Here is a 14,003-nt window from a genome sequence, read left to right as displayed (position 1 = left end):
ACCCTTTTAATGATTACATTCTTTTCTTAATAAAAAGAGACTATTAAAAGGAAAATTACTTTGCTTCCGTTCTTTAAAAATTAAAAAAAGGTCAGCTGTAATCAATTTAGACTACAGCTGACCTTTTTAATAATCTTATTCATGTAATTCTTTGTTTAACTTCTTACCAAGTTCTTCAAAACCAGGTTTGCCAAGCAATGCAAACATGTTCTTTTTATATGCTTCTACGCCAGGTTGATTAAACGGATTAATCCCATTTAGATAGCCAGAAATTGCCACTGCAACTTCAAAGAAGTAAATTAAATAGCCTAAACTGTATTCTGACTCATCAGGAATCTCAACAGTCATTACCGGTACCCCACCATCATTATGGGCTAAAACAACTCCTTCATAGGCTTTATCGTTAACTTCATTCATTGATTGTCCCTTTAAATAGTTCAAACCATCTAAGTTTTCTTTATCCATTGGAATTTCAACGTTATAAGGCGGATTTTGAACTTTAACAACCGTTTCAAACAAGTTACGTAGACCTTCTTGAATGTATTGTCCAAGCGAATGCAAATCAGTTGTAAAGTTAGCTGATGAAGGATAAATTCCTTTTTGGTCTTTCCCTTCAGATTCACCCATTAATTGTTTCCACCATTCTGAAAACATTCTCAAGTTTGGTTCATAATTTTCAACTAATTCAGTTACATAACCCTTACGATACAAAATATTACGCAAAGCAGCATAACGATAAGCATCATTTTTCTCAAGATCAGAGCTAACGTAATCTTTAGCTGCATCGGCAGCCCCTTGCATTAATTGATCAAGATCTGCACCAGTTGCAGCAATTGGAAGTAATCCAACTGGAGTCAAAACAGAATAACGTCCACCAACATCATCAGGAATAATAAACGATTCATACCCGTTAGCATCTGCTTCTTTACGTAAAGCACCACGTTTGGCATCCGTTGTAGCATAGATTCTTTGGTTAGCATCTTTACCATATTTTTTAATTAACTTATCTTTAAAAATTCTAAATGCAATTGATGGTTCAGTAGTAGTACCTGATTTAGAAATTACATTCACTGAAAAATCACGATCGCCTAAAAATTCTTCTAATTCATTCAAATATGATGCACTTAAAGAGTTTCCAGCAAATACTACTTGGACACCACGACGATTTTCTTTAGGTTTTGAATTATAGTAACTACCATTTAAAAAGTCAATCGCCATTTTAGCGCCTAAATATGATCCACCGATTCCAATCACTACTAAAACATCAGAATCTTTTCTAATCTTTTCAGCGGCCTTTTTTATTCTGGCAAATTCAGCTTTATTATAATCAGTTGGTAAATTAATCCAACCTCTAAAGTCAGCTCCAGCGCCTGTTCCCTCGCGAAGTTCAGTATTAGCAGCATCAACCATTGCCTGCATTTCTGGAACTTCGTTATCGTGGACAAATTTTTTCACTTTTGAATCATCAAATTTAATGTGTGACATAATAATATACCTTTCAAAAATAATTAATTAATCGTTTTTTTGTTCGTCAATTGCCTTTTGTGCTAAAACAAAATCACCGAAAGTTGCTGATCCATTATGAGCAATTTCAGGAGCAGTAATGTATTTTTCCAATGAACCAACATTTAGATAGTTATTAAATAGTAAAGTAAATTGAGCTCTTACCTTAGCAATAAAATCAGGCGTACAAACTCCACCACCTAAAATTACTTTGTTAGGTCTAAATGTTACGGTTAAATCAATAACAGCTTGAGCAACATAATATGCAATGATGTCCCAAGTTGGATCAACGATTGGGGTATCAATTCCTTTAACTCCGTTTCGAGCTTCAAAAGTAGGACCAGAAGCAACCCCTTCAAGACAGTCTCCATGCCATGGACATATTCCCTTAAAATCTAAGTCGTCACGATGACGTTTAACTTTAATATGACCAAATTCTGGAGTGCCTTCTACACCAAGGAATTCACCGTTAATTACGGCACCCATTCCAATCCCGGTTCCGATTGTGATATAAGCGACTGATTTAATAGATTCATCATTTTTTTTAGCACTAATATATTCGCCATAAGCTGATCCATTAACATCAGTAGTCCAGTACATAGGAACATCAAAATTTTCTTTCATTTTGCCTAAAAAGTCGATATTACTCCAACCTTTTTTAGGTGTTTTAATAATCCAACCATAAGTTTCTGAATCTTTATCAACATCAATGGGTCCAAATGAAGCAATCCCAAAAGCATCAATATGATCAAATTTTTTAAAATATTTAATTACTCTAGCTAGAGTTTCATCTGGAGTAGTGGTAGGAAATTGAGTTTGGTCAATTACATTGAAATTTTCATCACCAACAGCACAAACAAATTTAGTTCCACCTGCTTCAATACTTCCATATAGCATAATCATCATCCTCCTTGGATGTCTTCTTAACTTTTCTTTGATTAACTATATTATAATAGTCGATAAACACTATTGCAACGCATTTGTAATCGTTTTCATAAAAATAATGTTTCACAAATTGAAACCTTTGTGTATCAACTAGTTCAGCGAGAAACTATTTTTGCAGCTTAAACCATAATCCTTTAATTGGACTTTCACGTAAATATTCTTTATCAAATGGAAAATCTGCTGGTGCTTTAAAGACTTCCTTTTCAATAAAAGCATGTTGAGTGTTGTTTAAAGCGTCTTGAGCGTTACTACGCAAATCACGGATACTAACACTAGTAGTTTGAGTAGTTAAGAAAATATCAGCTTGTGAATTTGCTAAAGCAAAAACGATGGTAAGCAATTCTTTCAAATCTTTTCGAATGTTAAAGTTACCTTTCTTACTACGTAAGAAGACTGGTAAATTAATGGTAATTACATCAAAACGCAAATCATGTTTTGAAGCATAATCAAGATAACCCTTAATATCCATAATCCGAACAGTTTGAGCGTCTGATTGCACACTATTGGCAGCAAATTCTTGGACTAAATCTGTTTTAGCACGTTTGTTTTGATCAACATCTTCAGTTTGTACTGATCCACCCATAATCGTAGCCGCAACAAATCCAGTTTGATCAAACAGTAGATTCAAAGCAACTTTAGCTTGTGAATTTTTCTTAATCTGCTTACGAACATCACGATAGCCTATCTCAAGTCCAGTTTTAGTTGCACCAGCTAAATGAATTGGATAAATCGTTCCATTTTCAGTAATATTTTTTTCTACTTGAGGATTTGGTGCCATTCCATTAACTGCTTTAATTTCACTACCCTTTTCAAAATGTTTAACTTCATAGAGATTTTGATAGCTTTCTAAACTATTGGCAATTGCTTGCAATATAATTCGTCTTTGGTTAAAAATACCATCGTTTTCCCAACTGATGACAATTTCACCATCATAGTTATCAATGGTAAGCCCACCAAGTCCATCACCTTGTCCATTAAATAAACGATAAGCACTTAACCCTTTTTCTTGTAATGGAACTCGTTGATTAAAAGCATGCTTAAATAATTTAGTGAAGAAATTTTCATCAATCGGTTGATTTTCTTTACGACTTAAAATCCAGCCAATCCCATTTCCCTCTTTTGCTAAATAAGCACTGGCAACAAAATGACCGCCTTTCATTAAAGCAACCCATTCACCATTGTTAGTAAAATCATTTTCATTATCTAAATCTTTCAAACTTATTTGTGGGTAGCCGCCTTCAAACTTACTTGCGGCTGCACCTGTAATTTCAACTTCTCGCATAATTTCTCCTTAATAAATATTGTTAATAACTATATTGTAACTTTATTTCAAGTTAAATAGTAGGAACTTAAATTAAATGATATGATAAAATGATATCCAGAAATGAGGTTAAAAAAATATGTATAAGTATTTATTGTTTTTTGATTTAGACTGTACCCTTTTTGACAATAACTCAAAGATTAATGACGAAGTAGCAGCAACTATGGATCAAATTCGTGAGCACGGCGGATTACCAATTATTGCAACTGGTCGAACTCTCTATGAAATCCCGGATACATTGCAAAAAACTAAAATTAATACAGTAGTCGCTTCTAATGGTGATTATGGAATGTATCAAAATAAAAAAGTCTTTTCTCGGGTAATTGATCCAAACGTAATTGATAAATTAGCAGATTTTGCTGCTAAAAACGGTAACTCGATTACAGTATTAGACCAGCATGGTAAAGCATCATCTGCACATGATGACTTGCTAATTGAAGCCTGCAAGCGAGTTCACGCCCCCATTCCTAAACTAGTTGATAAAGAATACTGGCATGAACATCCGATTGACATGATGTTTGTTACTAATACTGATAAAGATAAATTATATGAAAAAGAATTTGGCGATAAATTAACTTTCTTCCGTAACTCTCCTTTCAGTATTGATATCGTCGACCATGGTGCATCCAAAGCAACCGGAATTGAACAATTGATTCAAACTGCCGGATTAAAAGGAATTCCTACTTATGCATTTGGTGATGGTGATAATGACATTCCCATGCTTGATTATGTTGACCATCCAGTTGTAATGGGCAATGGAAAAGATAATGTCAAAGAGCATGCTGAATTTATCACAACTAATAACGATAATCACGGAATTGTAAATGGTTTAAAACATTTTGATTTAATTTGACCAATAAATATGATATAATAATTCTATATCTATCGGGGTCGTTATGGATTCGACGGGTATGGTTCGTGCCTGAACTGCATTTCGTACTGCGATGCGTTAAATCGTCCAGTTCATTATAACTGCAAAAAATAATAACAATTCTTACGCCTTAGCTGCCTAAAAACAGTCGACGTAGATCCATCTAATCTCGTCCATGGATTAGTAATGGGTCCTAACTTAAGTGGACTCACGCTCCTCTGCCCACATCTGAGGTAGAGAGAAGAGATTAATCAGATTAGCTTTTCATATTAGCCTTGATTAATGGCGTCATGAAAAGTGAACTTTAAATAATTGATCTATAAATGTAGACGTTCAGGTGGCGACATACTCGGACGCGGGTTCAAATCCCGCCGACTCCATTTTTAACATCTTGCTTATTATCATTAACGCTTGAAACGTTGATATAATAAGCTTTTTATTTTTCTTAAAATTCATACAATCACTTCAAAAAAATTAAGTTAATCTTTTATAATAACAATTGACATTTCTCCATTTTCAGTTATCCTAGTAGAAATACAATTGAAAGGACGAACCGCAATGAATAAACAAGAAAAAATTAAAATTCTCGCTGACTTAGTTGCCATTCGTTCCGTAAATAACAATGAAGAAGCAGTCGCACAATATCTAACTACTTTGTTAGGAAAACATAGTATTGAAACTGAACTCGTCCAATATGCCCCACATCGTGCTAATCTAGTTGCTGAAATTGGAACTGGTAAACCCGTCACTGTTTTTAGTGGACACGAAGATGTGGTTGACGCTGGTGGTGATTGGGATACTGACCCTTTTGACTTAACTGAACAAGATGGAAAGTTATATGGTCGAGGGGCTTGCGATATGAAAAGCGGTGTAGCTGCAATGATTATTGCCATGATCGAACTTAAAGAAGCAGCAACTCCAATCAATGGAACCATTAAACTTTTAATTACCGTTGGTGAAGAAGTTGGAGAATATGGTGCTGAGCAACTCACCCAACAAGGTTTTATGGAAAATGCTGACGTCCTAGTCATTGGAGAACCAACTGGTTACCGAATTTGTTATGCCCATAAGGGTTCATTAGATGTTCAAATTAAGGCCAAGGGTAAAATTGCTCATAGTTCCATACCTACACTTGGTAATAATGCCGTCCAAAATCTCTTAGACCTTTTAACCCTTATTAATAACAAGATTCAAAAAGTAGATGTAAGTGATCCTGCTATCGGTGATTTTCTTTTTAATTTTACGGTTATCAAGGGTGGTAACCAGGTTAATTCAATCCCAGGAACTGCAAGTGTAGAATTAAACGCACGCACAATTGATGAATTTAATAATACAGACGTTCTTAAAATAATTAAAACAGCTATTGAAAAACTTGAACAACAGGATTCTAAATATCAATTTGAATTAAATATATTGATGGACTTACCTCCTGTCGATGGTGATAAGAAAAATAAATTAGTCCAAAGCGGACAAAAAATTGGAAAACAAGTAACCAATCAGGTAATTCCAACTTTTGGCGGTACTTATACAACTGATGCTGCAAAATTTTTAGTTGGAAAACAACCCACTTTTCCCTTTATGATTTTTGGCCCGGGAAATAGTTCTTTACATAGTTCTAACGAATACATTAGTACTAAAATGTATCTTAATTTTATTGAAATCTACAAAAAATTAATGCTTAATAATCAAAATTTTGCATAAATAAAAAGCCTATTTACAATAACTTTGAAAAAAGTTAACGTAATAGGCTTTTCAATTTTATGAATTATCTTTCAGCCCACAAAGACATCTCTCGAATCACGTCTTGTGATTGTGGCACAATTCCAACTTTATCAATAAAGGCATGCATCATTCCTCCATAATATAAATAAGTGGTATCATTTCGATGTTTAGCCACCGAACATGCATATTGGTATCCTTGATCATTTAAGCAATCAAATTCAGCTGCAATTACCATTGTTCTTGGCATTTTAGCGAATTCATTTTCTGACATTGCTGCTGGAGAAATTGTTTTATCCGTCATTTGATTATCAGAATCAGCATAAATATCTTTTAAAATATCAATTGCATCAATATTTCCAGCATCCATATCTCTAACCAATTTTTTTTGGTCGTCAGGCATTTCTCCTAATTCAAGTTGATGCGCCTTCTCTCGATTATCAACCATGGGATAAATTAAAACTTGACCCTTAATCAAATTAACATCATGAGCTGCATCCAAATATGACATAACTGCTGCGATGTTTCCACCAGCACTATCTCCACTTACATAAATTCGTTCTCGATTAATCTTTAACTCATCAGCATGTTGATTTACATAAGTCACCGCTTTTTGGCAATCAGCTAACAATTGTGTTGCAGTTACTTCGGGTGTCAAACGATAATCAACCGCAAAAACGATTCCACGACAATCAGCTGCTAATTTTTTACAAAAGTTCTTGGCGTTTAAAGCTGATCCGCCATAAAAATCCCCACCATGATAATAAACAAAACATGGTTTGCTTTGACTAGAGATATTTTCTGCTTCATATTTTTCTAAAATTACATCTCCTAAATCAATCTCGGTTTCTGAAACTGCAAATGAAATATCCAAATTTTCCGAACCCATAGCTGCTCTGATAGCCAACGTTTTTTTCGCTGTTTGAGAATAATTTTGATTCGTCATTCGCTTTGTCGCTTTGCTTCCTGGAACAAATCCCCCTTGTTTACTTGTTTCATACTTAACCAAAGCTTGGTCAACTTCCCCAGAAATTTCAGAAGCTTTTTTTAAAACTAAAACATTATTATCATCTCTTTTAAAATTAGCAAAGTCATAGTTAGGCGAAATCTTATTTAAACAGGTGTAATAATCTAGCGTCGTCGGTGACCAAAAATTTTTTGTCCTCATTGTAAAAATCTCCTTTTTATTTTTAAACTTAGTGTAATCCAAATAAAAGATAATTACGTTTTTAAACATTTAACTGAAACAAAAAGAGATTCAACATTATCGTTGAATCTCTCGAATTTATTTTTTAGTTTCCTTTGCTTGAGCAGCTTGAGCTAGAATATTTAAATAATTAAACGGACGATCAAATTGTGGCTGGAACAACATATCTACCATGGCTAAGTCATCAATAGTATTTTTATTTTGGATACATACTGATAAAACATTTGCTGATTGAGAAACATCGTACATACTAGTTAAAGCGCCACCTAAAATCCGACGTGAATCTGGATCATAAACTAATGACATCAAAACTGAATCAGTTGTTTTCATAAACTCTGGACGATAATTATCTTCCACAATCACTTGATGTGCATTGATGTTTTGTGCTTTAGCAGCTGCCATATTCAAACCAGTTGAAACATAAGTCCGACCGTATAATTTTAATCCTGATGAGGACTGAGTTCCCATATACTTTGTCTTATCTTCGGTTAAGTTTTCCCCAACTAACAATCCTTGACGAACTGCGTTAGTAGCTAATGGAATGTAAGCGTTTTGACCAGTTGGATTATAATGAACAGCCGCACTATCACCAGCTGCAAAAATATCATGATTCGTAGAATGCATGTAATCATCGGTTATGATAGCCCCATTATCCATCATATCAACTTGTCCATCTAGCAAGCTGGTATTTGGTTTAAACCCAATACATAAAATGGCAATGTCTGATTTAATCTCTTTATCATCATTGGTTTTTACGATGATTCCATCAGCTTGTTCTTCAAAAGCAGCAACTTTTGAACCTAATTCTAGGTTAACGCCATGATTCTCATAGTCTTCAGCCAAAATTTCAGTAAATTTAGGATCGAAGTATTTATAAAGAACTCGTTCAGATCCATCCACCAAATTAACATCAAAGTTTTGATTAGAATATGCTTCTGCTAATTCGGCACCAATATATCCTGAGCCAATCACTGTAATTGATTTAGCCTTAGGTGCTTCATCAAACAATTTTTTCGCATCATTCCAGTTCTTACATAAGTAAACCCGTTTACTATCAATTCCAGGAATTGGAGGCACAATTGGCAATGAACCAGTTGTCATAATCAATTTGTCATATGTTTCTTCTTTTTCTTCTCCTGAGGTTAAATCTTTCACTTTAATGGTCTTAGCCTTAGAGTCAATCTCAGTAACTTCGTGCTTCATCTGTACGTTGGCACCTAATGATTCCAACTCTTCTGGACTAGAATAGAAAAGTCCCTGGGGATCATTATTTTTAATTTCCTTACCAAGATACAATGCAATTCCACAAGACAAGAATGAAATATTGTCGTTTTTTTCATATACGGTAACTTCTGCATCTGGATGGTCTGCAATTGCCCTTTTAATGGCAAACGTTCCGGCGTGAGTACATCCTACAACAATAACTTTCATATTAATACCTCTTTCACAAAGATGTTTTAATAACTATTTATTTTACTAATATATCATGATGTGAAACCATACACAAGTAAATTAAGTAAAAGTTAATTTTACATAAAATAAAAGACTGATTAAGCAATCAACCTTGCCTGATCAGTCTTTTATTAGTTTCATTTTGCAACTTGTTGAAGTGTTTTAGCAGTATGAGTAAAGGGTTCACAACCATCTTTAGTAACTCTTACACAATCTTCAATCCGAACTCCTGCAACTCCGGGAATATAAATTCCTGGTTCAAGTGAAAAGCACATATTTTCTTTTAATTCTAACTGGTTTCCTTCCATAATCGAAGGATATTCATGCTCACTCATTCCCATACCATGTCCAAGACGATGAATGAAATATTTTCCATATCCAGCTTTATCAATAATATCACGTGCAATTTTATCCAAATCTTCCGCTTTGACTCCTGGTTTAACTGCCGCTTGAGCTGCTAATTGAGCTTCTAAACAAACTTGATAAATCTCTTTTTGGGTATCGTTTAATTCTCCAACGGCAACTGTTCGACTAGCATCACTAATATAACCATCATGAACCGTTCCTAAATCAAATAAAACCAACTCATTATCTTCAATCTTGTTTGTGCTAGTATCACCATGTGGTTGTGAAGCGTGCTTTCCAGCTTGAATCAAGGTTGGAAAACTCATCTGCATTACACCGCGCTTCTTCAATTGATATTCAATTTCTGCTGCAACATCAGCTTCGGTCATCCCCGGCTTAACTGTTTCAAAACCAACTTTAAATGCAAAATCAGCTTCTTTACCGGCAGCTCGCAACTTTTCAATCTCATCTGGAGTTTTAATTAATCGTAGTGATTCAACTTCAGGTGTTAAGTTATGCTTAAACTCAGCCTTGGGAAATTGTTCCTGGAGGGCATTTAACTTATCAACCGTTAAATTACTCATTTCAATGCCCCATTTTTGTGGATTAGGATTAATCTTTTTCACTTCGTCTGCAATCATAGCAAAAGGTTTTTCATGATCTAAATACCCGTAAACCGGGTAAGGCCAACCAGATTGTTGAATATCCTCCACTTCCAATGCTGGTGCGAATAAAAATGGATCAGCATCCGGAAAGACAATCAATGCTAGAACTCGTTCAACTGGATCACTACCAAAACCGGTAAAGTATTGAATATCTTCGTAGTTACTAATGTAAGCTGCATCAAGTCCCTGCTGTTTCACGTACTCTTGTAATTGCTTTAATTTTTCCATCGTTTTATCCTCTTTTAGTTTTTATCATATTTTAGCACTTTAGATATGAGATACAATTTTGTTACTATCACAAAAAATAAAATTAACTATTTTTCTAAATCAGCAGTTACAATTATACGACGTGTTTCGCCAGGATTCCCTGAAGCACAAGTGACCAATGTTAATTCTTTTTTGCCAGGTACATCGTTTATCACACTAACATCTGTTTCAGGGACAACTTTCACCTTGCTGATTTTATATTTATAGGTTTTGCTAGCATTAGATAATTTAATTAATTGACCCTCTTTAGCCTTAGCAAGGGGCGAAAACAATACATTAGGATCTTTCATATGATGTCCAGCTAACACATAATTTCCCTGACCCATTTTTTGGTCTGCTTTCATCGTACCAGCCCCAATCGTAAGGTTTTCGGAATCCAATCCTTTGAAAATAGGCAAATTAATTTTTAAAGCTGGAATAGTAATTTTACCGATGGCATTCTCTTTACGTGCTTTTTCACTTTCAGTAATGGCATTTCCAGAAACTGACTTAACGTTACTAAAGTCATAATTACCCTGCTTTTTTTCACCCTTTTTCACTTCATTTTTAGAAATACTGCTGACCTTTTGATTGGATTGCATCCCTAACCAAAAACTTTCAATTTGTGAATTAAAAACTAGTCCCAATCCAATGATTAAAATCAAAACAATCACTACATAACTAAAAATCCGTTTTATCCAATGCTTTTTTTGTTTCTTTGCCATTTAAATAATCTCCTTATTAGATGAAAAAGAAGTCATTGATTATCAATGACTTCTTTTATTTAACTTGTTTTCATCTTAGCATATACAGAACTTTATTCGCTATCATTTTGCGTATTTTTAATTAACAATGCAATTATAAATCCAATCACAGCAATCCCAAAGAACGTCCAATAAACCGCATGAAATCCAAATTGATTGGCCATTACTAATGATTTACCACTCAATGAAGCATGCTTGGTAAAATCAACTAATACCAAAGTCGCGACGGCTACCCCAGTTGATCCTAGCACTTGACGAACTGTAGTAATTACGGCCGTTCCGTGTGAGATTAATGGATTAGGAAGTGAATTAGCCCCTAGTGTAACTGCAGGCATCATTACAAAGGCATTACCACCTTCAATTAGCATCGCAATTCCAATCATGATCCAGATATCTGAAATAGTTAAAATTGAAAGCAGTCCCCAACCTAACACAATCATCGTCATTCCAATCAGCATCGTTGGCTTAAAGCCAATCTTATCTGCTAATGTCCCTGTTAGCGGATTTAAGATACTTAAAAAAGCTGCACCGGGAACTAATGCCATTCCTGAAATAAAGGGCGAAACGTGCAGGACACCTTGATAATAGAGTGGGAAAATAATGGTAACAACAATTAAAGAAATATATGAAAATCCAGTTAAAAGAACCGCTAAATCATAGTTAAAGCTCTTCATAACCCACAAATCAAGTAATGGATCTGGAATTGTCAGCTGACGATGAACAAACAACGCCAACATAATGATTGAAATTAATAAAATAATTCCTAATATTAACCAATCTGTACCCGACTTGCCAATCTCAGTAATCACGTACAACAATCCCACTAATCCTAATGAATAGAAAATTGAAAGCCAATCCAATTTCGTTTCAATTCGTGGCATTACATCCCGCATCACGAAAAAAGAGAGTCCTAAAATAATCGTAATCACTACCATGAAGAAAACGAACAATCCTCTCCAAGTCGTAAATTTTAAAAAAATTCCAGAAATAATCGGACCACAGGCTAAAGCTGATCCCATTACTAATCCAGCTACCCCCATAATGGTTCCCCGTTTTTTCTCCGGAGTGATTTCTAGCAAAACAGTTTGGTAAGATGGAAACAAAACACCAACGGCAGCGGCTTCCATCACCCTTCCTAGCATCACAATTAAAAAACTGCTTCCATAAAAAATGATTAGCGTACCAACATCAAATAAAAGGAGTGCTCCGATAAATAACTTCTTAAAGCTCATGTTGTTAAGCAACCAGGGACTGATTGGCATGGTAATACACATGACAATCATAAACCCAGTCGTTAACCATTGAATCGTATCGGCTGATACCCCGAAATAATTCATTAAAGTTGGATAAGCGGTTGAAAGTGAAGACTGACTGATGGACATTGTAAATGTTCCAACTAACATGGTTACGATGAACCAAAAACGGGTCAAACTACTCATTGACGAATCTTTTTCCATTATTCATTCCTTCTTCCTTTTGTACAATCTTTTATAAAGATTATTATATACCAACTTAGACAATAAAAAAAGAACGCAAATCTGCGTTCTTTTAATTTTAAAATTTAATACTTCCTTGAATCCGTGGATAAGGGATCACGTCACGAATATTATCCATTCCAGTTACGTACATTAAGAGACGTTCAAACCCAATTCCAAAACCGGAATGTTTAGTACCACCATATTTACGAAGTTCCAAATACCATTCATATTCTTCTTTTGGTAACCCAAATTCTTTCATTTTGGCTTCCAAAACATCTTCACGTTCTTCACGCTGACTTCCACCAATTAATTCCCCAATTCGTGGAACTAACAAATCAACGGCTGCAACCGTTTTTTCGTCAGGATTATCCCGCATGTAAAAGGCTTTAATATTACGAGGATAATCAGTAACAAAAACAGGTTTGCCAAATGCCTTTTCCGCTAAATATTGCTCATGTTCGGAGTTTAAATCAATCCCCCATTTAACTGGGAATTTGAAATCAACATCAGCTTTTTCCAAAATATCAATGGCTTCAGTATAAGTAATGCGAGCAAAATCTTCATCAACTGTATGATGTAATAATTCCAATAAATTATGATCAACATTATCATTTAAAAATTGCAAGTCAGCACTGGCATTTTCCAATAAATAATTAATTACATATTTTAATAAACCTTCAGAACGATCTAAAACATCCTTCAAATCTGCAAAAGCCATTTCTGGTTCAATCATCCAAAATTCAGCCGCGTGACGTTTGGTATGCGAATCTTCAGCTCTAAAAGTTGGTCCAAATGTATAAACATTGCGGAAAGCAAGCGCAAATGCTTCAACTGGAAGTTGACCACTAACGGTTAAGTTAGTTTCCTGACCAAAGAAATCTTGTGAATAATCAACTTTTCCATCATCAGTTTGAGGAGTATTGTCAGGATCCAAAGTACTGATTCTGAACATTTCCCCAGCCCCCTCAGTATCACTACTGGTAATGATTGGAGTATTAACATAGACAAAACCATATTTTTGTAAATATTCATGAATCGCAAATGCAGCAAGGGAACGAATCTTGAATACAGAATAAAAAGTATTGGTACGGGGACGTAAATGTGCAATCGTTCGCAAATATTCCAAAGAATGCTTTTTCTTTTGTAATGGATAATCCGGATCAGCAACTCCCTCAATCTTAACTTCTTCTGCATGTAGTTCAAATGGTTGTTGTGCATCTGGAGTTTCTACCAATTTACCTGTAATTTTAACTGTAGAACTAATTGGTAATTTCACCACATCATCAAAGTTAGCCAATGCATTTTTCTTTGCAATTACTTGGATATTTTTAATGTATGAACCATCATTAACTTCAATAAAAGCAATCTTTTTTGAATCCCGAATCGTCCGGATCCAACCAGAAATCGTAATCGGTTCATCACTAAAGTCACGTTTTTTAGTATATAAATCCTTTACTAAAACATTTTTCATTTTTAATTCCTCCGTT

Annotated in this window: 11 protein-coding genes and 1 other RNA gene; 3 read left to right on the top strand and 9 right to left on the bottom strand. The window is 34.7% G+C overall.

Annotated elements, in window-relative coordinates:
• Window positions 1-135 precede the first annotated feature (135 nt).
• The 3 genes from BHU33_RS00615 to BHU33_RS00605 form a co-directional block, all read right to left on the bottom strand.
• Complete coding sequence (locus BHU33_RS00615; protein ID WP_054646464.1) at window positions 136-1,485, bottom strand: glucose-6-phosphate isomerase; 1,350 nt, start codon at window positions 1,483-1,485, stop codon at window positions 136-138.
• 27 nt (window positions 1,486-1,512) lie between these two features.
• Window positions 1,513-2,400: an ROK family protein gene (locus BHU33_RS00610; RefSeq protein ID WP_054646463.1), complete on the bottom strand. Its 888-nt coding sequence runs from the start codon at window positions 2,398-2,400 to the stop codon at window positions 1,513-1,515.
• Between the two features lie 154 nt (window positions 2,401-2,554).
• Window positions 2,555-3,730: a class I SAM-dependent methyltransferase gene (locus BHU33_RS00605; RefSeq protein ID WP_054646462.1), complete on the bottom strand. Its 1,176-nt coding sequence runs from the start codon at window positions 3,728-3,730 to the stop codon at window positions 2,555-2,557.
• 118 nt (window positions 3,731-3,848) lie between these two features.
• On the opposite strand from BHU33_RS00605, the gene BHU33_RS00600 reads away from it, so the two are divergent.
• From BHU33_RS00600 to BHU33_RS00590, 3 genes are all read left to right on the top strand, one after another.
• The gene (locus BHU33_RS00600) at window positions 3,849-4,622 is read left to right on the top strand and encodes a Cof-type HAD-IIB family hydrolase (RefSeq protein ID WP_054646461.1); all 774 of its coding nucleotides are present in this window, start codon (window positions 3,849-3,851) and stop codon (window positions 4,620-4,622) included.
• 34 nt (window positions 4,623-4,656) lie between these two features.
• Window positions 4,657-5,023: a transfer-messenger RNA gene (gene ssrA, locus BHU33_RS00595) on the top strand.
• A 175-nt stretch (window positions 5,024-5,198) separates the two neighbouring features.
• Entirely contained in the window at window positions 5,199-6,341 is a 1,143-nt protein-coding gene (locus BHU33_RS00590; RefSeq protein ID WP_056997659.1) for an ArgE/DapE family deacylase, read from the top strand.
• Window positions 6,342-6,405: 64 nt separating this feature from the next.
• Here BHU33_RS00590 and BHU33_RS00585 read toward each other — a convergent pair whose 3' ends face one another.
• The 6 genes from BHU33_RS00585 to asnS all read right to left on the bottom strand — a co-directional run bounded on the left by BHU33_RS00585 (window position 6,406) and on the right by asnS (window position 13,987).
• Window positions 6,406-7,527, bottom strand: coding sequence for an alpha/beta hydrolase (locus BHU33_RS00585; RefSeq protein ID WP_054646458.1), 1,122 nt, complete (start codon window positions 7,525-7,527; stop codon window positions 6,406-6,408).
• A gap of 117 nt (window positions 7,528-7,644) precedes the next feature.
• Window positions 7,645-8,997 carry an FAD-dependent oxidoreductase gene (locus BHU33_RS00580; protein WP_056997660.1) on the bottom strand — a complete coding sequence of 451 codons (1,353 nt, stop codon included), beginning with the start codon at window positions 8,995-8,997 and terminating at the stop codon, window positions 7,645-7,647.
• A gap of 158 nt (window positions 8,998-9,155) precedes the next feature.
• Entirely contained in the window at window positions 9,156-10,256 is a 1,101-nt protein-coding gene (locus BHU33_RS00575; protein WP_056997661.1) for a M24 family metallopeptidase, read from the bottom strand.
• Between the two features lie 86 nt (window positions 10,257-10,342).
• Entirely contained in the window at window positions 10,343-10,999 is a 657-nt protein-coding gene (locus BHU33_RS00570; RefSeq protein ID WP_056997662.1) for a class A sortase, read from the bottom strand.
• A 92-nt stretch (window positions 11,000-11,091) separates the two neighbouring features.
• Window positions 11,092-12,495: an MFS transporter gene (locus tag BHU33_RS00565; RefSeq protein WP_056997663.1), complete on the bottom strand. Its 1,404-nt coding sequence runs from the start codon at window positions 12,493-12,495 to the stop codon at window positions 11,092-11,094.
• A gap of 97 nt (window positions 12,496-12,592) precedes the next feature.
• Entirely contained in the window at window positions 12,593-13,987 is a 1,395-nt protein-coding gene (gene asnS, locus BHU33_RS00560; protein WP_054646456.1) for an asparagine--tRNA ligase, read from the bottom strand.
• Window positions 13,988-14,003 lie beyond the last annotated feature (16 nt).

Source organism: Fructilactobacillus lindneri DSM 20690 = JCM 11027, assembly GCF_002907375.1.
Lineage (GTDB): Bacteria > Bacillota > Bacilli > Lactobacillales > Lactobacillaceae > Fructilactobacillus > Fructilactobacillus lindneri.
This window is presented reverse-complemented; position numbering and strand designations above follow the sequence as displayed.